General features: G+C 41.3%; 18 protein-coding genes. 8 read left to right on the top strand and 10 right to left on the bottom strand.

Translation table 11 applies throughout. The features are described from left to right. The coding region (locus B2R65_RS11195; protein ID WP_286742661.1) for a cation diffusion facilitator family transporter at positions 1 to 717 on the top strand (717 nt) is incomplete at its 5' end. Here the strand turns inward: B2R65_RS11195 and B2R65_RS11190 are convergent. Genes B2R65_RS11190 through B2R65_RS11180 form a run of 3 tightly spaced genes read right to left on the bottom strand, consistent with a single transcriptional unit; the run spans position 677 to position 3,709 of the window. Next, positions 677 to 1,624: an alpha/beta fold hydrolase gene (locus B2R65_RS11190; protein WP_054983287.1), complete on the bottom strand. Its 948-nt coding sequence runs from the start codon at positions 1,622 to 1,624 to the stop codon at positions 677 to 679. The genes B2R65_RS11195 and B2R65_RS11190 overlap by 41 nt on opposite strands. A 2-nt stretch (positions 1,625 to 1,626) precedes the next feature. After that, positions 1,627 to 3,042, bottom strand: a complete 1,416-nt coding sequence (locus B2R65_RS11185; protein WP_286742656.1) for an ATP-binding protein — start codon at positions 3,040 to 3,042, stop codon at positions 1,627 to 1,629. Then, positions 3,020 to 3,709 carry a response regulator gene (locus B2R65_RS11180; RefSeq protein ID WP_286742653.1) on the bottom strand — a complete coding sequence of 230 codons (690 nt, stop codon included), beginning with the start codon at positions 3,707 to 3,709 and terminating at the stop codon, positions 3,020 to 3,022. Before B2R65_RS11180 ends, B2R65_RS11185 begins: the two co-directional genes overlap by 23 nt. A 175-nt stretch (positions 3,710 to 3,884) precedes the next feature. Between B2R65_RS11180 and B2R65_RS11175 the strand changes: the two genes are divergently transcribed. Next, positions 3,885 to 4,376, top strand: coding sequence for a Spy/CpxP family protein refolding chaperone (locus B2R65_RS11175; RefSeq protein ID WP_004588607.1), 492 nt, complete (start codon positions 3,885 to 3,887; stop codon positions 4,374 to 4,376). 67 nt (positions 4,377 to 4,443) lie between these two features. Here B2R65_RS11175 and yacG read toward each other — a convergent pair whose 3' ends face one another. From yacG to nadC, 7 genes are all read right to left on the bottom strand, one after another. Beyond that, positions 4,444 to 4,674: a DNA gyrase inhibitor YacG gene (gene yacG / locus B2R65_RS11170; protein ID WP_004588606.1), complete on the bottom strand. Its 231-nt coding sequence runs from the start codon at positions 4,672 to 4,674 to the stop codon at positions 4,444 to 4,446. 47 nt (positions 4,675 to 4,721) lie between these two features. After that, on the bottom strand, positions 4,722 to 6,398 hold the full coding sequence (gene pilB, locus B2R65_RS11165; RefSeq protein WP_029773362.1) for a type IV-A pilus assembly ATPase PilB: 1,677 nt from the start codon (positions 6,396 to 6,398) through the stop codon (positions 4,722 to 4,724). A gap of 146 nt (positions 6,399 to 6,544) precedes the next feature. Beyond that, positions 6,545 to 7,165 (bottom strand): dephospho-CoA kinase, encoded by a 621-nt coding sequence (gene coaE, locus B2R65_RS11160; RefSeq protein WP_286742647.1) that lies wholly within the window; start codon positions 7,163 to 7,165, stop codon positions 6,545 to 6,547. A 1-nt stretch (position 7,166) separates the two neighbouring features. Next, complete coding sequence (locus B2R65_RS11155; protein ID WP_286742644.1) at positions 7,167 to 8,069, bottom strand: prepilin peptidase; 903 nt, start codon at positions 8,067 to 8,069, stop codon at positions 7,167 to 7,169. Positions 8,070 to 8,200: 131 nt separating this feature from the next. Next, on the bottom strand, positions 8,201 to 9,430 hold the full coding sequence (locus B2R65_RS11150) for a type II secretion system F family protein (protein ID WP_286742642.1): 1,230 nt from the start codon (positions 9,428 to 9,430) through the stop codon (positions 8,201 to 8,203). Between the two features lie 84 nt (positions 9,431 to 9,514). After that, positions 9,515 to 9,940: a pilin gene (locus tag B2R65_RS11145; protein ID WP_286742639.1), complete on the bottom strand. Its 426-nt coding sequence runs from the start codon at positions 9,938 to 9,940 to the stop codon at positions 9,515 to 9,517. Between the two features lie 474 nt (positions 9,941 to 10,414). After that, a complete protein-coding gene (nadC, locus tag B2R65_RS11140) occupies positions 10,415 to 11,260 on the bottom strand; it encodes a carboxylating nicotinate-nucleotide diphosphorylase (RefSeq protein ID WP_286742637.1) in 846 nt (281 codons plus the stop codon). A gap of 215 nt (positions 11,261 to 11,475) precedes the next feature. Here nadC and ampD point away from each other — a divergent pair, with 215 nt between their 5' ends. The 6 genes from ampD (at position 11,476) to lpdA (ending at position 20,330) form a co-directional block, all read left to right on the top strand. Further along, positions 11,476 to 12,018 carry a 1,6-anhydro-N-acetylmuramyl-L-alanine amidase AmpD gene (ampD, locus tag B2R65_RS11135; RefSeq protein ID WP_286742634.1) on the top strand — a complete coding sequence of 181 codons (543 nt, stop codon included), beginning with the start codon at positions 11,476 to 11,478 and terminating at the stop codon, positions 12,016 to 12,018. 25 nt (positions 12,019 to 12,043) lie between these two features. After that, positions 12,044 to 12,895, top strand: coding sequence for a beta-lactamase regulator AmpE (gene ampE / locus B2R65_RS11130; RefSeq protein ID WP_055014753.1), 852 nt, complete (start codon positions 12,044 to 12,046; stop codon positions 12,893 to 12,895). 404 nt (positions 12,896 to 13,299) lie between these two features. Then, positions 13,300 to 14,049, top strand: coding sequence for a pyruvate dehydrogenase complex transcriptional repressor PdhR (pdhR, locus tag B2R65_RS11125; protein ID WP_004588597.1), 750 nt, complete (start codon positions 13,300 to 13,302; stop codon positions 14,047 to 14,049). 90 nt (positions 14,050 to 14,139) lie between these two features. After that, on the top strand, positions 14,140 to 16,806 hold the full coding sequence (gene aceE / locus B2R65_RS11120; protein WP_024031395.1) for a pyruvate dehydrogenase (acetyl-transferring), homodimeric type: 2,667 nt from the start codon (positions 14,140 to 14,142) through the stop codon (positions 16,804 to 16,806). Positions 16,807 to 16,816: 10 nt separating this feature from the next. Then, complete coding sequence (aceF, locus tag B2R65_RS11115) at positions 16,817 to 18,727, top strand: pyruvate dehydrogenase complex dihydrolipoyllysine-residue acetyltransferase (protein WP_286742628.1); 1,911 nt, start codon at positions 16,817 to 16,819, stop codon at positions 18,725 to 18,727. Between the two features lie 175 nt (positions 18,728 to 18,902). After that, entirely contained in the window at positions 18,903 to 20,330 is a 1,428-nt protein-coding gene (gene lpdA, locus B2R65_RS11110) for a dihydrolipoyl dehydrogenase (RefSeq protein WP_029773352.1), read from the top strand. The last annotated feature ends 80 nt before the right edge of the window (positions 20,331 to 20,410 follow it).

Below are 20,410 nucleotides of genomic sequence, written 5' to 3'. Positions count from 1 at the left end.
GCAGATGACGATCACCGTTTTGGCCACGGCAAAGCAGAAGCCCTAGCTGGGCTTGGTCAGGCTGCGTTTATAGCAGGGTCGGGGTGCTTATTGGCGTTTCATGGTATTGAGCGATTATTTAACCCAATTGTGCTTAGTCATTCACTGTTAGGTGTGTGGGTGAGTATATTTGCTATTGCTTGTACGTTAGTGATTGTGTTTTTTCAGATCAAAGTGGTTAAGCATACCGAATCCATCGCTATTAAAGCAGACTCGGTGCATTACAAAGGGGATTTAATTTTAAATGCGGCGGTATTACTTGCTATTTTGCTCTCGTACTATGGGGTGTTATACGCAGATCCGCTGTTTGCTATAGGCGTTGCCGGTTACTTACTTTATAACAGTTGGGATATTGCGTGTGAGAGTGCCGATCATCTTATGGATAAAGAACTCCCAGATGATGAAAAACAAAGTATTTTAGATATTGCTAACGCACATAAAGATGTACACGGTGTACATGATATTCGCACTCGCCAAGGCGGTAAAATTAAGTTTATGCAAATGCACTTAGAGCTTGATGATCATTTAAGTTTAATACGTGCCCACAATGTGGCTGACGATGTAGAAAAGGCGCTTGCCGAGCGCTTTGACTCCGAGGTTGATATTTTAATTCATCTAGATCCGCTCTCGGTGGTACCTAAGTATCAAACGAAGAACAAAACTGATACAAGCGCATAAGCACAGGTTTTCTAATTTCGTCGCGTTCAAACAATAACTCGTGCTTAGCCCCTGCAAAGCTTTTCAGCTCGGCATTAGGGAGCCTATTTACGAGCTTTTGTTGCGCGTTGTTATCAACCACTTCATCGTTTTGTGCGCTGGCAATAAAAATAGGGAGGTTGATTGTGTGGGTATCCACGGCTGACATAAAAGCAAAGCTTGCATTTAACCAGCCATATGTAACGCCGCCTAACTGTAAAAGTGGCTGTTGTTGATAAGTGAGCCTAAAGAGGTTGTACCGCACTTGGCTGCTGGTTAAAGTATTAAGCGCAAATTCTTCTGGGTTGTAATCGTTTTGCCCTAGCGCATAACTGTAGCCAAAACCGAGCTTTGTGGCGGCGCTGGCTATAAATTTAGCCACCGGTTTAGGAATACCTTTAGTGTAAATATCAAACATGGGCGCAGATAAAAACGCGCCGCTGAAAGTATGCGGGTAATTTGCAAAATAATCGTACGCTATAGCGCCGCCCATAGAGTGGGCTAATAATATTTTTTTGCCTTGCCAGTGCTTATTTACAATATGTTGGTTAAATAAATCTAAGTCGGCACTGTAATCACTAAAGCGTTTTACATAACCCTTGTGCTTATTTTTTAACGGTCGATACGAGCGGCCTTGCCCTTGGTGGTCGGCTATAAATACCGCATAGTTATTAGTGTAAAGCTCCCACAGTAGCTCTTTGTATTTTTCAAGCCCTTCTATGCGCCCAGAGCTAATTACTATGGCAGTGTTAGCTGTTTCTGGCACTGCGTAAGCAAAAAACAGTTTACCTTCAGATGCATTAAAATAGTTTTTATTAAGTACATTTTCGTAAAAGTGATTAATGCGTGCTTGGTTACTTTCAAGCGCTGATTCGGTACTGTAAAACATGCTTACTCTTTAATTAGTGGCAGGGTGATATTGGCACAAAGCCCGCCTTTTTCTTTATTAGATAGCGCTAAACTACCGCCGTGGGCAATAATAGCATTTTTAGCGATAGCTAAGCCAAGCCCTGTGCCGCCACTTACTCTGTCGCGAGCATCAGATTGCCTAAAAAAGGGCTCACAAAGCTTGCTCAGTTGCTCATTTGGAACGCCAGGGCCATCGTCGCAAATCTCTATATAGATTTGGTTGTTATAGTGTACGTTAAAGCTAATGTTGCTGTGCGCGTACTTTATTGCGTTACGTAATAGGTTTTCGAGTGCGCTGGCAATTAATGATTCATCGCAGCTTAGCATTACATCGGCATTGCCACTAAAAGTAAGTGTTTTAGTATTTTGCTTGGCTTCAAACTGCGCATCGTTTAATACGTGCTCTACTATATCTTTTAACGATTGCTTTTGTAGTGACAGTGTTTGGCTTTGCGCTTCTAAACGCGACACTTGCAGCACGTCGGCAATCATTTTATCAAGCTGGTTTGCTTCTTTTTCTATACGTAATAAATACGATTGGCTTGCCTCGTTGGCTTGCATTTGTGCAAGGCCTGTTGCCATTTTTAAACGCGTAAGCGGGGAGCGTAACTCATGAGATATATCAGCCAATAAGCGCTTTTGGGCACTAATAAGTTGCTCAAGCTGATTAGCCATGCTGTTAAAGTCGCGCCCAAGCACCCCTAACTCGTCTTTTCTGCTTGCAGGTATGGCAACTCGCGCTGATAAATCGCCAGATGAAAGTTTTATAGCTGCTTTTTTAAGGCTGTTAATTGGGGCGATTAAATTGCGGCTAAAAATAAAACTCAGGATTAAAGAAGCAAAAATAGCCACGAGTACTTTCATCCAATTTGGCATTAACTTAAAGCGCATGAGCAAAGGAGGTTGGTGGTTAATGTCTATTTCGTAGAGGTAAAACTGCCCCTCTGACACGTTAATATTAATAGGGCCGAAAGCTTGGTATTTTTCGGTAAAAATGACCTGTGGCGCCAAGTTTTGACTAAAGCTAAGTAAGTTTAAATCTATTTCAGCGGGGATCTCTTTATTGCTTAATGCGTCTTCGGGTTGTGCTGCGCCTAAAAATAAAATCTTTCGTTTTGAAAGCCTGGGGTGCGATAAAACATCAGCAAGGGTGCGTTTGTGCTTAGTGGCGCTTCGCTCAATGCTTTTGGCAGTATAAATTAGGTTTTTTTTCATTGGCCCACGCAAAGGCTCGGTGCTTACTGCATTAATTGCCGTAACGTTGCTTAAAAATATAAGCGCAGCCACCGTGCCTGTTATTGTTAGCCAAAACCAAATAAATATTTTAAAAAATAAATAATGTCGAGGGTGCTTTAGCCATGCAAAGTAATGTTTGTTACTCACCTTGGATGAAGACATAACCTGTACCTCGCATTGTTTTTATTCGCTCGCCTTGAATATGCTCAGCTATTTTTTTACGAATATTGCTAACGTGCATATCAATTGAGCGGTCGAACGAAGCTAAGCGCCTGCCTAGCACTTCTTCACTTATTTGCTCTTTACTGACAACTTCGCCGGCGTTTTTAATTAATAACACCAGTACTTCGTACTCTGTGCCAGTAAGCGTGAGGGTGTGCTCGTTAATAGCGGCCTCTCGGGCTGCCAAATTAACCGTAATGCCATTTTTATTCATTTTGCTAGGCGTTGCAACGTTTAGGCTATTTATGTGCTCTATACGGCGGGTAATGGCTTTTACACGGGCAAGTAACTCGCGGTGATTAAAGGGTTTGGGTATGTAATCGTCTGCGCCAAGCTCTAAGCCAAAAATGCGATCAAAGTCTTCGCCTTTTGCAGTGAGCATAATAACCGGTGTTAACTTTGTTTGCCTAAGTTGTTTAAGTACTTCAAAGCCATCAAGGGTGGGGAGCATGACATCAAGCAATATCAGCGCGTAGTCATTTGATAGAGCAAGCTTTAAACCTTGCTCGCCATCGTGAACGCTTTGTACGTCAAAACCTTGCGCGGCTAAATATTCAGTAAGTAGTTCGCACAAACCTGTGTCGTCATCAATCATTAATAGCTTCATTTCAAACCCTTAGGCAATTTCTATATAGTTATTTTACTTCTTAAATTGTGCAAAAGTGAATCTTTACACAACCTTTACACTGCTTTGCGTTACTTTGCGTTGCAAGAGGTATAGTTAACTCACTGGCTAAGCAGCCACAACCAAATTCAATCCATCCAATATTAAGGTGATGATTATGACTAAAGTAAATACACTTTCAAAATTAGTACTTATTTGTGGTCTAGCAACGGCTACACTTGGCGCCGGTAGCGTATTAGCAAAAGGCGGCATGCACGATAAGCAAGGCCATTCTCAAGCGCGTTTTTTATTATCTGAGCGCGGTGCCGACAAGCTTGATTTAACGCAAGAACAGCAAACTAAGCTTGAAGCTATTTTTGAAGCGCAAAAAACACAGATGAAAGCACTGCGCGGCGATGATAAAGAAGCCCGTAAAGCACAGCGCAAGGCTCAAAAAGAGAAAATGGATGCTCTACTTAGCGCACCAACATTTGACGAAAACGCTGCAAAAGAGCTATTAGCTGCACGCCATGAAAAAGGCACTGAGTTTGGCTTAATTAAGCTAAAAACACAGCATCAAGTAATGCAGGTGCTTAACGCAGAGCAGCAAGAAAAGTTTGCAAAAATGCAAAAGCGTATGGGTAAAAAACACCGTAAGCAAAGAGACTAATTTATAGTTTAAACACTAAAAAGCCAGCTTAATGCTGGCTTTTGTCGTTTAAGAGGGGGAAAAACGCTTATTTAAAAAAGTCGTCATCGTTTTTAGCCATCATCTCTTCAATATCTTCAATCATATCTTGGCTAATTTGGTTAGCCGAGGAAATAGGCGTTGATATTTTATTGTTCTCAAAAGACCATTCACCTAAATCAATAAGCTGACAGCGCTTAGAACAAAAAGGGCGATGTGGGCTTTGCTGTGACCATTCAACTTTGTTTTTACAGGTTGGACAGTTAACAATTGTTGGCATACTTTACTCTCTACAATGTGTTTTAGCCCTAACTAGGGCTATCACTTTTACATATTGGTTACGCGATTAATTTCAGCCAGAGACGTTAAACCATCGGCGGCTTTTCGTAAACCCGATAATCGCAAGTTATTAAACCCAGCTTGTAGCGATACCTCTGCGATTTCGAGCGAGTTGCCACCGCGCATAATAATTTGTGCAATTTCAGGGGTAATCTGCATTACTTCGTAAATACCCACACGGCCTTTGTAACCATCGGTGCAATTTTCGCAGCCTTTGGGTGCGTATAGTGTCATGTCTTCAATTTGTGTTGTGCTAAATCCTTGACGAGCCAATTCTTCTGCTGGCAGTGTTTCTGGAGTTTTACACTTAGGGCATAAACGCCTAGCTAAGCGCTGGGCAATAATCAAACTTATAGAGCTTGCCACGTTATACGCAGGCACGCCCATATTTAATAAACGCGTTATGGTTTCGGGCGCTGAGTTGGTATGTAGTGTAGATAACACTAAGTGACCTGTTTGCGCCGCTTTAATTGAAATTTCTGCGGTTTCTAGGTCACGTATTTCACCTACCATCACTACATCTGGATCTTGACGTAAAAAGGCACGCAGGGCATTAGCAAAGGTCATTTCGGCTTTAGGGTTAATTTGTACTTGGTTAACCCCTTCAAGGTTTATCTCTACCGGATCCTCGGCGGTACTAATGTTACGCTCTGGCTGGTTAAGTATATTTAAACCGGTATAAAGCGATACGGTTTTACCAGAGCCCGTTGGGCCGGTAACTAGTATCATGCCTTGTGGTTGCCCAAGCGCATCCATGTAGAGCTTTTTTTGATCCTCTTCGTAACCTAATACGTCAATACCTAGCATGGCGCTTGATGAATCAAGAATACGCATTACTATTTTTTCGCCCCATAACGTAGGCATAGTACTTACACGAAAATCGATGCTTTTACGCTCTGTAATTTTTAATTTAATACGGCCATCTTGTGGTTTACGTTTTTCAGCAATATCGAGCCTCGACATTACTTTGATACGCGCCGACAGTTTACTTGCTAAGGTATTGGGTGGGTTGGCAACTTCATGCAAAATACCGTCAATACGAAAGCGAATACGGTATTTGTGCTCGTAAGGTTCAAAGTGTAAATCAGAAGCGCCTTTTTTAATGGCATCCATTAATATTTTATTGATATAAACAATGATTGGCGCATCGTCTTTATCATCATCTTTAGGTGTGGTTTCTTTAGGGCCTTCACTATCTAGGTCGGCAAACTCTTTAAATTCATCGGCGCTTAAATCTAAGCTGCCTGCAGCATCAAGTAGTTGCTCAATTTTGTTATCCAGCTGAATATAGTCAACCACGACTATTTCGCACGATAAGCCGGTGCTAAATTCAAAGTTTTCAAAGGCACCGTAGTCAGTCGGATCTGAGGCGGCAATGTATACTTTTCTGCCTTTTTGAACCAGCGGTAAAATATGGTGTTTACGTATTAGTTTTTCTTTAACTAAGTCTTCGGGGATTTGTGCAGGGTCGAAGTCTTTTAAATCAAAATACGGTACGCGAAATAAGTCTATACATTGTTCAGCTAAGTCGTTGCTATCAATTTTTCCACATTTAGATATAAGCTCAGCGGTTGAGGCAAACTCTTGCTGTTTTGCTTTCACGGTATCGGCATCAATGCGGCCAAGCGTTATAAATTTTCTCAATAACGGTGAGTTAATATTCATTGCGCACCTATTTTAGTCCTTCAATAGTTAACAATTTATCAGAAAAAAGCAGGTGATTAAATTCGTCGTGCTTATCAACACCTTTTTTGCTAACCAAATTACGAGTTTATGTTGTTATGACCGCATTAAGGGGCATTAGTTGTATTTTATACTGCATATTGTAGGTAATTTTTATGAAGAACAACAAGTTCTGCATGAACAAGCGATAAATCGCGGTCATTATTTAGAATATCATCGGCTTTTTGTTGTTTTTCTTCACGTGGCATTTGTGACGCTATAATGCTATTTACCTGCTCAAGGCTAATATTGTCGCGTTTTATAGTACGTTCAATCTGCACAGACTGTGGTACGTCAATTAATAAAGTACGGTTGCAGTATTTGTTAAGTTTATTTTCAAACAATAATGGTGCAACCAATACAACATAAGCACTGCTTGCATTATTTAAATCGGTGAGTATTTTTTCCCGAATAAGCGGGTGCAATAGTGCGTTAAGCCACTCTTTATCATCATTGTTGGTAAATATTTTAGTGCGCAGCGCTGCTCTGTTTAATGTGCCATCGGGTAGTAAAATACCCTCGCCAAAGTGTTCAATGATTGCATTTAGCCCTGTGCTATTAGGCGCTACTACTTGGCGGGCAATAATGTCGGCATCAACAACGCAAATACCCAGTTCTTCAAACATATTACTAACAGCCGTTTTACCGCAGCCAATACCGCCTGTTAAACCCAATACCCAATTGTTTATTTTAGTTGCTGGCTTATTCATACTAATAACCAATTAAATTAAAATACGCAGCTTGAATTTGAGCGCCCCACAGCAGTGTTATCCAACCCGCTATGGCTAAGTAGGGGCCAAATGGAATGGGGGTTGCTTTGTCTTTACCTTGAATACTTAAAAGGGCAATACCAATAATGGCGCCCACCACGCTTGAAAGCAAAATAATGGTTAATAGTGACTGCCACCCAAGCAGTGCGCCAAACACGGCCAATAACTTAAAATCGCCATAGCCCATGCCTTCTTTACCAGTTAATAGCTTAAATAACCAAAATACACTCCACAGGCTTAAATAGCCGCATGCGGCCCCTACTATCGCATCGCCAGGGCTTATTGTTATACCCATTACAGCGGCTATGAGCGCAAGCCATACTAAAGGTAAAGTGAGCTGATCGGGCAGTAGCATGTGGTCAATATCAATAAAAGTGAGCGCTACTAAAATCCAGGTAACAAAAATATATAAAAGGGCGTGCTCAGTAGCGCCAAAGCTGTAAGCAATAACTAAACTTAATAGTGCGGTAATGGCTTCAACTATCGGGTAACGCGCTGATATTGGGTTACTGCAATTAGCGCATTTACCTTTAAGCACAATCCAACTAATAATAGGAATATTTTGCCAAGGCTTAATCGCGGTTTTGCATTTAGGGCAGGTAGAATTAGGTTTTACTAAATTGAATGACTCACTGTTACTGGCTTGTGTAGGTTTGGCTGTTAGTTCATCTTCTAATAATAACCTACATTCACTTTGCCATTCTCGCTGCATCATTAACGGCAGTCGATAAATAACTACATTTAAAAAACTACCTACACATAAACTAACTAAGCCAACGGTGGTTAAATAAAACCACTGCTGACTTTGCATCGCAGTGGTTATATCAAGAAAAAGATTTTCCATTAAAATACCTAACTTCAGGCCATTTATAGGCCAATTTTATTTCGCTGTGTTGAATAGTTCTTACTATTCATTTTATCTTGCAAGCTATTAATTAGCGTTTGAAATTTTGCTTACAGCTTACAGTTATGTTTTTAAATTACAGAGCCTAACTGGAAAATTGGCAAGTACATGGCAACAATTAAGCCACCGACGAGCACACCCAGCACTGCCATAATAAGCGGCTCTAATAAGCTAGATAAGCCATCAACTGCATCATCAACCTCTTGCTCGTAAATTGTTGCTACTTTGGCTAGCATACCATCTAACGAGCCAGACTCTTCACCAATGGCTACCATTTGAATAACCATATCAGGGAATATTTTAGAGTTACGCATCGCCCAGTTCATTTGATTACCCGAGCTCACCTCTGCTTTAATATCTAAAATAGCATAGCGATACACAGCATTACCGGATGCACCTGCTGCAGAATCTAGCGCATCAACAAGGGGTACACCTGCAGCAAAGGTAGTCGAAAGCGTACGAGCATATCGGGCAACAGCAGCTTTGTTTAAAATCATGCCAATTACAGGCAGCTTTAATATAGCCCTGTCGGTTGCATCTCTGAGTTTTAAACTTCTGAGCTTAGCTTCTTTAAAAGCATAACCAAAGCCAACAATGGCTATTAAAATTATCCACCAGTAGGCTTGCATAAATTCTGAAATGCCAATTACAAATAGGGTAAATGCAGGAAGCTGTGCGCCAAACCCTGCAAATATCTCTTGAAACTGAGGAACTACAAAGATAAGTAAAATAGAGGTCACAATGCCTGCAATAACCAATACTGAGATAGGATAAAACATCGCCTTTTTAATTTTAGACTTGAGCGCTTCTGATTTTTCTTTGTATAAAGCAACACGGTCAAATATTTTATCAAGCGCACCCGATTGCTCACCCGATGCCACTAAATCACAATACAAATCGTCAAAATAGCGAGGATGTTTTCTGAGAGCCTGTGAGAGAGGCTGACCTGCTTTAACTTCATCGCCAATGTCCCCCATTAGCTTAGCAACACTTTTGTTGGTGGAGCCTGAGCCAATCATTTCGATCGCTTGAATTAATGGCACGCCAGCCATAAGCATAGTGGCAACCTGGCGGGTAACTAAAGCGATGTCTTTTGGGGTAACTTTTTGAACGTTTTGTATTCCAAAAAGTGGTTTTGGTTTGCGTTTTACTTTGGAGGGGGTAATACCTTGTTTTCTAAGCTGGGCTTTAACTAAGGCAACACTAGAGCCCGTGAGTTCGCCTTGAAGTTTTTTCCCTCGCGCACTGACACCTACCCATTGGAAAGTATCAAGGCTTTTATCTTCTTGTTTTTTTGCCATAAATAAAGCTTCCTAAGAGGATAGTGATTATTACTAAAAAAAAAACGCTCAGAAGAGCGTTTAAATATAGCATTTAATAAATAATTATTCGGTCGTTGCTGTAGGACAGCTTTTCGGTACTAAATCTGCGCCTGCATCAGTGGTTACAGTTACACAGCTCCATGCTCCATCAGCTGTTCTTGTCCAAGTCATTGTTGTTGCTGTGCCAAGTTGAGAAGGCGCATTGATTACTGCACATTTAATTGTTGTTCCTGTAACGGTTATGTCACAGTTAGCAGTCTTTGCTTGTAAACCAGCGTCGGTAATTGTAGGTGTTTTGCCTGCATTTGCTGCAACTTCAAAACCGGTTTTACCAGCTGATATTTCAGCCAAGCCAGCTGTTAGTTTAGATGATGCTTGGTAATTTGAATATGCCGGCAGTGCAATTGCTGCAAGAATACCGATGATTGCTACAACAATCATTAATTCGATTAGGGTGAAACCCTGTTGTTTTTGAGTCATTGTTTTCATGTTTCCTCTCCTAAAGGATAATGTTTTGTAAGGTAGTCAGATTAGTGGCGAAAGTGCCAAGCTTAATTTACCTGATTAACTTTACAGATTTACTTAAAAATAAATTTTCACGTACTTTTAGCCTTAGGTATGAAACACAAAAGCTAAATGTGAGTTCATTATGTTGCAACTTGCGTAGGCTACCTAAACACAAAGTAGACTAAATATAGGAAACATACTGACCATTTGCTTTAATCTTTTAGGTATTTTTTGAAGATTAAAACAAAAAGCAGTTACTTATTACTATATTTTTCAAGAAAGTAATACAACAGGGTTAGTCTAACACTTTTTTTATGCTTAAAGCACACAAAGTTTTCTAAAAAAGATACTTTATTTAACAAAATGTTACAAAGTAAGCCTTTTGGATTATTAAAAGTCTTTTCATGCGTTTTGTCAATTAATTAGCATCAATAAAACTAAATTGTTGTCGTGCTTTTATACAAAACGCATCGATAAATCGATTGATTGTAAATTTTTTGTAAGTGCGCCGCTGGATATAAAGTCGACACCTGCTTGCGAGTAAGTTTTAAGCGTTTCTAGCGTCATATTGCCAGAAACCTCTAATTTAGCGCGCTTATTAGTAGTGACCACAGCTTGCTGAATTTGTTCAATGCTAAAATTGTCGAGCATGATTATATCGGCGCCTGCATTAATGGCTTGCTCAAGTTCACATAACGATTCAACCTCTACTTCTACGGGTTTTGTAGGGTGGTTTTGCTTGGCTTGCGCGACTGCTTTATCAATTCCGCCACACGCTGCTATATGGTTTTCTTTAATTAAAAACGCATCAAATAAGCCTATACGATGATTTGAACCGCCGCCGCATTTTACAGCGTATTTTTGAAGTAGCCTGAGTCCTGGTATTGTTTTACGGGTATCGAGCAGTTGGGTTGTGGTGCCGCTAAGTTCTTTTACATAATTTGCAGTTGTGGTTGCGGTACCTGAAAGCGTTTGTACAAAATTAAGCGCGGTACGCTCTGCAGTTAAAATAGCGCGGGCAGAACCTTTAGCTGTAAATAAGGTGCTATTTGCTGGCACAAAGTCGCCATCATTTACTAATACGTTTACTTCAACGCTTGGATCTACTTGCTTAAACACTTCTATAATGATGTCTTTACCGCAAAAAACGCAGTCTTCGCGGGTAATTACTTTAGCATTTGCGTGCTCGTTTTGTGGAATAAGCTGTGCGGTAATGTCGCCGTCTTGTGCTGATTGATAATTTAGATCTTCATCTAAGGCGAGGGTGACAAGTTGAGTAATAAGCGTGTGCGAAATTGACATATGAAGGCTCATAAGTGTTAATAAATTAAGCAAATTTTACTATGTTTAAATAACTAATAGAAGCGCTTTTAAATGGGCGGGGTTTATTACACCTACATATATAGCATGGCTACTAAAAGTAATGCTACCTGCTGAATGTTAGCTAACCGCAATGGCTATCATTCTTTATATAAATCCTTTAGCATCAAGTTTATGTATACCGTGGTATTAAAATAATGCAGATAGATTCAAGCGGAGTTGTCGCTAATATAACGCAGCGGCCCTGTACGCATTTTGATGAGCGCCCTGAAAATGCCGATATTTCGCTGTTGGTAATTCATAATATTTCCTTGCCGGCTGGGCAATTTGGCACCGAATACGTTGATGCACTGTTTATGGGTGAGATTAACTGTAATGCGCACCCCAGTTTTTGTGATTTAAATGGGCTTAGAGTGTCAGCGCACTGTTTTATAAAACGTACTGGCGAGATTATTCAATATGTGCCATTTAATAAACGTGCGTGGCATGCCGGGCAATCTGAATATGAAGGGCAAAGCGCATGTAATAACTTTAGTATAGGCATTGAACTTGAGGGTACAGATACCACACCTTACACTCAGGCGCAGTACACCAGCTTACATAGCCTAACAAAGGCAATTATGACCCGTTACCCGATTATAACCACTAAGCGAGTTGTAGGGCATTGCGATATAGCACCTGGGCGAAAAACCGATCCTGGGGAAAGTTTTAATTGGCCTGCTTATATAAGCAAGCTATAACAAGCAAATTAAGTGAGTCGCTATCATGATTTTAGTTTCTATAATTATTGCACTAATACTTGAGCGTTTAGGTGCGCGCTCACAGTATTGGCAAATAAGCCATTACGTTAATGGTTATTTAAACCGTTCGGGTAAATTACTTGGTGAAAACGGATTGTTTGGCTCGGCGATTGGCTTTTTAATTTGGTTAGTTTTGCCGGTAGTGGCTGTTGCGCTTATATATGTACTCTCTGACTTTGTACTGTGGCAGTTAGCTATAAATGTTGCGGTTTTATTGGTTTGTTTTGGTTGTGCTAAGCACCGCGCTTTATATAAGTCGTATTTAAATGCACTAACGCGGGATGATAAAACCGCGGCCTCATTATACGCACTACAAATGGGGCAAAAACACCTAGAGGATGAAGAGGGCGGAGAAACATTTGGGCAAACCTTAGCGTGGATTAATTTTAGATTTTATTGCGCCGTTATTTTTTGGTTTGTAATGCTTGGCGCCCCAGGTGCCGTGTTGTATGCAATAGTGCGTACGTTGGCCGATTTAGTTAAAGAAAACCATAAAGTGGTGTTTGCAAATCGTTTTACGCTGCTGCATAAATTATTATTTTGGCTAGATTGGCTACCAGCGCGTGTTGCAAGCTTTGGCTATTTAGTCATTGGTAACTTTAATAAAGGTACAAGCTGCTGGCTGCATTATGTATTAGATTTTAAAACGCCAAACCGCAAAGTTGTTACGTGTACAGCACTTGCGGCTGAGCAAGTAGAGCAGCGTTATTACGGATGTGCTATTGAAGCCACTTGTATGATTAAATTAGTTAAACGCAACGTGCTCTTTTATTTAGTACTGATTGCACTGCTTACTTTATTCGGCGGTTTATCGTAGTCGCGATTTTACATCGCGCAATGTACGCCGCGCTTAGGGTGAGTATCGCGGCAAGATAATTGGTCGCGGGGTAAACCCGCTGCTACGACCTTCTCCAATTCAAAAATTAATTTCTTCAATAAATTCAACTAGAGCGAATATTCTAATTCACTCTGGTCAGACCATTTGTTTTCATCTTGTTAACGTTTGAATAAAACAACCTCAATTGTGCATTGTTTGAACTTCGTTCAAAATGCGTTACGCTACTCTAATTGCTCAAATAACCCGTAAATTGACAGTTATTTGCCTTTTTGATACCTTATTGAAAATTTTTGGTATGACCAATTTACCTTTTGGGTAAATCGTCAAGCTCTAGGCCTTAAAAATTAGGCTTTTTAGTATTTATGCAACGTGGACGTTGATTAATGTCTTTAAAGATTAAAGCAGCAAAATTATCTGATGTTATTTTACAGCAACTTGAGAATATGATTCTTGAGGGCTCATTAGCGCCAGGTGAAAAACTGCCGCCAGAGCGCGAACTAGCAAAACAGTTTGAGGTGTCTCGCCCCTCACTGCGTGAAGCTATCCAAAAGCTAGAAGCAAAAGGATTGGTCACTCGCAGGCAAGGAGGTGGCACGTTTGTAAAAAATCAGCTTGAAGAAGGACTCACTGATCCGTTGTTTGATTTGATCAGTAAGCATCCTGAATCACAGTTCGATTTACTTGAATTTCGTCATGCACTTGAAGGGATTGCTGCATATTATGCGGCGCTTCGTGGTACCAGCACCGATTTTACCAAGGTTAAACAAAGCTTTGATAAAATTGCTCAAGTTAATAACGATTTACAATTAAAAGCCAAAGCAATTAATGCGTTTCACTTTAGTGTAGCCGAAGCCTCACACAACGTGGTTTTACTTCACTTAGTGCGAGGCATGCAAGCGCTACTGGAGCAAAATGTATTGCAAAACTTAACGGTTTTATTAAAAAAACCAGATATTAGCAATCAATTAGCCCAGCACCGGCGCTTATTAATGGATGCCGTAATTGAGGGCAATCCAGAACAAGCCCGACTAGCAAGTAATGCCCATTTAGCCTTTATTGAAGAAGCATTACTTGAAGCGGGTAAAGAGCATTCGCGAATTGAACGTAGTTTAAGACGCACAAAACAAAATTAAGCTAATACGCTGTACTTAGAACACACTAAATTAGGTATACGTGGTATTAAATTAACAACATTCGTATTTTAAACATAAGGAAACCTCCATATGTCTGAAGTCAATAAAATTGACGTAGACGCGCTAGAAACACAAGAGTGGTTACAAGCTCTTGAATCAGTTGTGCGCGAAGAAGGTGTTGAACGAGCTCAGTATTTACTTGAGCAAGTGTTAGAGCAAGCCCGTTTAGACGGCGTTGATATGCCAACTGGCACAACAACTAACTACGTTAATACTATTCCAGTAGATCAAGAACCGGCGTACCCAGGGGATGTAAACCTTGAGCGTCGTATTCGTTCGATTATTCGTTGGAATGCAATCATGATTGTATTACGTGCATCGAAAAAAGATCTCGACTTAGGCGGCCATATGGCGTCTTACCAATCATCAGCTGCGTTTTATGAAGTGTGTTTTAACCACTTTTTCAAAGCGCCAAATGAGGTAGACGGCGGTGACTTAGTTTACTACCAAGGCCATATTTCTCCGGGTATTTATGCGCGTGCATTTGTTGAAGGTCGTCTTACGGCTGAGCAGCTTGATAACTTCCGTCAAGAAGTAGATGGTAAAGGTTTACCGTCATACCCGCATCCTAAACTAATGCCTGAATTTTGGCAGTTCCCAACGGTATCTATGGGCTTAGGTCCAATTGCGTCTATTTACCAAGCACGCTTTTTAAAATACCTAGACGGCCGTGGCTTAAAAGACACTAAAAACCAACGTGTATACGCGTTTTTAGGTGACGGTGAAATGGATGAGCCAGAATCACGCGGCGCAATCTCTTTTGCTGCACGTGAAAAGCTAGACAACCTATGTTACCTAATTAACTGTAACTTACAGCGTTTAGATGGCCCAGTAATGGGTAACGGTAAAATTATTCAAGAACTAGAAGGCCTATTTAAAGGCGCTGGTTGGAACGTAATTAAAGTTGTATGGGGCAGCGGATGGGATATTCTGCTAGCTAAAGATACATCAGGTAAATTACTACAGTTGATGAACGAAACAATTGATGGTGATTACCAAACATATAAAGCGAAAGATGGCGCGTACGTACGTGAGCATTTCTTTGGCCGTTACCCAGAAACAGCTGCACTTGTTGCAGATATGACTGATGACGAAATTTTTGCGCTTAAGCGTGGTGGTCATGAGCCATCAAAACTTTATGCTGCATTTAAAAAAGCTGAGCAAACCAACGACCGTCCTACCGTAATTCTTGCTAAAACTGTAAAAGGTTACGGCATGGGTGAAGCGGCTGAAGGTAAAAACATTGCGCACCAAGTGAAAAAAATGGACATGAGCCATGTTGAACACTTACGTGACCGTTTAGGCCTACAAGATTTAGTATCAGAAGAGCAAATTAAAGATCTTCCATACTTAACGCTTGAAGAAGGTTCAGAAGAATACAAGTACTTACACGCACGCCGTGATGCACTTAAAGGTTACACACCTACACGTATTCCTAAGTTTACTGAAGAGCTAAAACTGCCAGAAGTAGACGCATTTAAGCCGCTACTTGAAGAGCAAAAACGTGATATTTCTACCACAATGGGCTTTGTACGTGCACTTAACGTGTTACTAAAAGACAAAGGCATTGGCAAAAACATTGTGCCAATTATTGCTGATGAAGCACGTACATTTGGTATGGAGGGTTTATTCCGTCAAATCGGTATTTACAATCCACATGGCCAAAACTATACCCCTCAAGACCGCGATATTGTTTCTTACTACAAAGAAGCTACATCAGGCCAAGTACTTCAAGAGGGTATTAACGAGCTAGGTGCAATGTCATCATGGGTAGCTGCTGCAACATCTTACAGCACTAACGATTTACCTATGATCCCATTCTACATTTACTACTCTATGTTTGGTTTCCAACGTGTTGGCGACATGGCATGGATGGCGGGTGACCAGCAAGCACGTGGTTTCTTATTAGGTGCAACAGCAGGTCGTACCACACTAAATGGTGAAGGTCTACAGCACGAAGATGGCCACAGCCATATTCTTGCAAATACGGTTCCTAACTGTATTTCTTACGACCCAACGTACGCATTTGAAGTAGCGGTAATTATTCAAGATGGTATTCGTCGTATGTACGGTGAAAACCAAGAAAACATTTACTACTACCTAACGCTTATGAACGAAAACTACCATCAACCAGCAATGCCAGAAGGCGCTGAAGAAGGTATTCGTAAAGGTATTTACAAGCTTGAAAGCTACGAAGGTAAAAAAGCCAACGTTCAGCTATTAAGCTCAGGTACTATCATGACTGAAGTGCGCAAAGCTGCAGCCATTTTAAGCGAAGAGTACGGTATTGCTTCTGATGTTTACTCAGTAACATCATTCAATGAGCTTACCCGTGACGGTCAAGACGTTGAGCGTTTCAACATGCTTAACCCAGAAAGCGAGCAAAAAACGCCATACATCACTAGCGTATTAAACGACTCAGTGACTGTTGCTGCGACCGACTACATGAAAAACTACGCAGAGCAAGCGCGTTCATTTATTCCAAGCAGCAACTATAAAGTGCTTGGTACAGATGGTTACGGACGCTCTGATAGCCGTGAAAACTTACGTCGTCACTTTGAAGTTAATGCAAGCTACGTGGTTGTTGCTACGTTATCTGAACTTGCTAAACGTGGTGATGTTGAAAAGTCAGTGGTTGTTGAAGCAATTAAAAAGTTCGACATTGACACAAACAAACTAAATCCACTGTACGCATAAGAGGTTTGCAATGAGTATTGAAATTAATGTACCAGATATCGGTGGCGATGACGTAGAAGTAACCGAAATCTTAGTAAGCGTTGGCGACAAAGTAGATGTTGATCAATCGCTACTAACCGTTGAAGGCGATAAAGCATCAATGGAAGTACCTGCTGCGCAAGCAGGTACAGTCAAAGAAATTAAAGTAAGCGAAGGCGACACGGTAACAACAGGGTCGTTAATCATGATTTTTGAAGGCGAAGAGTCAGGTTCACAAAGTGAGCCAGAAGCGCCAGCTAAAACTGAGGCGTCTGCACCTGCAGAAGCTTCAGGTTCTTCAACTAAAGAAGTAACCGTACCAGATATTGGTGACGACGAAGTTGAAGTAACAGAAATCATAGTCGCTGTTGGTGACAGCGTAGATGAAGAGCAGTCAATTTTAAGTGTTGAAGGCGATAAAGCATCTATGGAAGTACCAGCTCCTTTTGCCGGTACTGTAAAAGAAATTAAAGTAGCCGAAGGCGACAAAGTAAAAACAGGCTCTTTAGTGTTTGTTTTTGAAGTAGCTGGCTCAAGTGCACCTGCATCAGATGCGCCAAAGCAAGAATCTGCGCCAGCAGAGACTACTCAAAGCGCCGAGCCAAGCACAAAAGAAGTAAACGTGCCTGATATTGGCGATGATGAAGTTGAAGTAACTGAAATCATGGTTGCTGTTGGTGATACGGTTGAAGAAGAGCAATCTATCTTAAACGTTGAAGGCGACAAAGCGGCTATGGAAGTACCAGCCCCGTTTGCTGGTACCGTTAAAGAAATTAAAGTGGCCGCTGGCGATAAAGTCAAAACTGGCTCACTTGTGTTTGTTTTTGAAGTTGCAGGCAGTGCGCCAGCAAAAGCAGCAGCTCCGGCTGAGCAAAAGCCAGCGGCTGCACCTGCAAAAACCGAGTCTGCGCCAGCTCAAGCAGCACCTGCGGCTAAAGCAAGCAACGAAAGCTTTGAAAACAACAGCGCGTATGCTCATGCATCGCCAGTTGTACGTCGTTTAGCGCGTGAGTTTGGTATTAACTTAGCAAACGTTAAAGGCTCAGGGCGTAAAAACCGCGTAGTTAAAGAAGACGTGCAAAACTATGTTAAAAACCTAGTTAAGCAAGTTGAATCAGGCCAATTACCTGCTGGTAAAGGCAATGCGGGCGGTGGTGAGCTTGGCTTAATTCCTTGGCCGAAAGTAGATTTTGCTAAATTTGGTGAAATTGAAGAGAAAAAACTATCGCGTATTCAAAAGCTGTCGGGTAAAAACCTACACCGTAACTGGGTGCAAATCCCACATGTTACACAGTTTGACGAAGCTGATATCACAAGCCTTGAAGTGTTCCGTAAAGAACAAAACGTGTTAAGCGAGAAGAAAAAGCTTGGCGTTAAAATCACACCACTTGTGTTTGTGATGAAAGCGGTAGCGAAAGTACTTGCTGAGTTCCCAACGTTTAACTCGTCATTGTCTGAAGACGGTGAAAGCCTTATCCTTAAAAAGTACATCAATATTGGTGTGGCAGTAGATACGCCAAATGGCTTAGTTGTTCCAGTATTTAAAGACGTGGACAAAAAAGGCATTATTGAATTATCTCGCGAGCTGATGGATATTTCTAGAAAGGCGCGTGAAGGTAAGTTAACGTCATCTGATATGCAAGGCGGCTGTTTTACTATTTCAAGCTTAGGCGGTATTGGCGGTACGGCATTTACGCCGATTGTTAATGCACCAGAGGTGGCTATTTTAGGTGTATCTAAATCTGAAATGAAACCTAAGTGGAATGGTAAAGACTTTGAACCTAAATTAATGGTTCCGCTTTCTATGTCGTACGATCACCGTGTGATTGACGGTGCTCTAGCTGCACGCTTTACCGCAACGCTTGCTAGCTACATGAGCGACATACGTCAATTAGTGATGTAATCGCTACAATATGAACAAAATCAAATCCCAGCCAGTTGTTTTTAGCTGGGATTTTTACTATATGCAATGATACAATCTTTGCACTATTTGTGAATTGCTCTGATTTTCTGCCCATGCAGAAACATGGCAGTTAAATTTTAGGGCAGTGTCCCGTTCAAACAATTAAGGTAATAGCATGAGCAACGAATTAAAAACTCAAGTTGTTGTACTAGGCGGTGGTCCTGGTGGTTACTCTGCGGCTTTCCGTGCTGCTGACTTGGGCTTAGAAGTTACATTAGTAGAATCGCGTGAAACATTAGGCGGCGTATGTCTTAATGTTGGTTGTATTCCTTCAAAAGCACTTTTACACGTGGCTAAAGTGATTGATGACGCTGCAGAAATGTCATCTCACGGTGTTACTTTTGGCGCTCCGCAAATTGATTTAGACAAAATTCGCTCTTGGAAAGAGTCGGTTGTTGGCCAGCTTACAGGTGGCTTAGACGGCATGGCTAAGATGCGTAAAGTTAAAGTTGTACCAGGTTACGGTAAATTCACTGGCAGCAACACTTTAGACGTTGAAGGTGCTGACGGCACTACAACTATTACATTTGATAACGCAATCATTGCTGCGGGTTCTAAACCTGTTAGCTTACCGTTCATCCCAGAAGATGACCGTGTAATTGATTCAACTGGCGCATTAGAACTTAAAGACGTACCAGAGAAACTACTTGTTTTAGGTGGTGGCATTATCGGTCTTGAAATGGGTACGGTTTACCGCGCACTAGGTTCTGATATTGATGTAGTTGAATTTGCAGATCAGTTAGTTCCGGCTGCGGATAAAGATATCATCAAGATTTACCAAAAATACGTAAACAAAAAATTCAATGTTATGCTTTCTACTAAAGTTGTTGGCGTTGAAGCGAAAGATGATGGCTTATACGTTACTTTTGAAGGCAAAAACGCACCAGCTGAGCCAGTACGTTACGACAAAGTACTTGTTGCTGTAGGCCGTACGCCTAACGGTAACTTACTTGATGCTGATAAAGCAGGTGTTAATGTTGATGAGCGTGGCTTTATTAATGTTGATAAGCAATTACGTACTAACGTAGACCATATTTTTGCAATTGGTGATTTAGTTGGCCAACCTATGCTTGCGCATAAAGCGGTACACGAAGGCCATGTTGCTGCAGAAGTTATCTCTGGTCAGAAGCACTTCTTCGACCCTAAATGTATTCCTTCAATTGCGTACACTGACCCAGAAATCGCATGGGTAGGTGTGACTGAGAAAGAAGCAAAAGAGCAAGGCTTAAGCATTGAAACTGCGGTATTCCCGTGGGCTGCATCAGGTCGCGCAATTGCATCTGCACGTACTGAAGGTTCTACTAAGCTTATCTTTGATAAAGACAGTGGCCGTGTAATCGGTGGTGCTATGGTGGGTATTAACGCAGGCGAAATGCTTGGCGAAATCGGCTTAGCAGTTGAAATGGGCGCAGACGGTGAAGACTTAGCGCTTACTATTCATGCTCACCCAACATTGAACGAGTCTATTGGCCTTGCAGCTGAGATTTTTGAAGGTTCAATCACTGATTTACCAAACAAAAAAGCGGTTAAAAAGAAGAAGTAAACTCTTTTAGTTAACTGTTTAAAAACCCAGGCCTCGGCTTGGGTTTTTTGTTTTTATAGCCGTCAGCCGTCAGCCGTCAG

The organism is Pseudoalteromonas sp. UBA2102, from assembly GCF_002331165.1.
GTDB classification, from domain to species: domain Bacteria; phylum Pseudomonadota; class Gammaproteobacteria; order Enterobacterales; family Alteromonadaceae; genus Pseudoalteromonas; species Pseudoalteromonas atlantica.
Note: the sequence above shows the minus strand (reverse complement) of the source record. Positions and strands in the feature narration are given on the sequence as shown.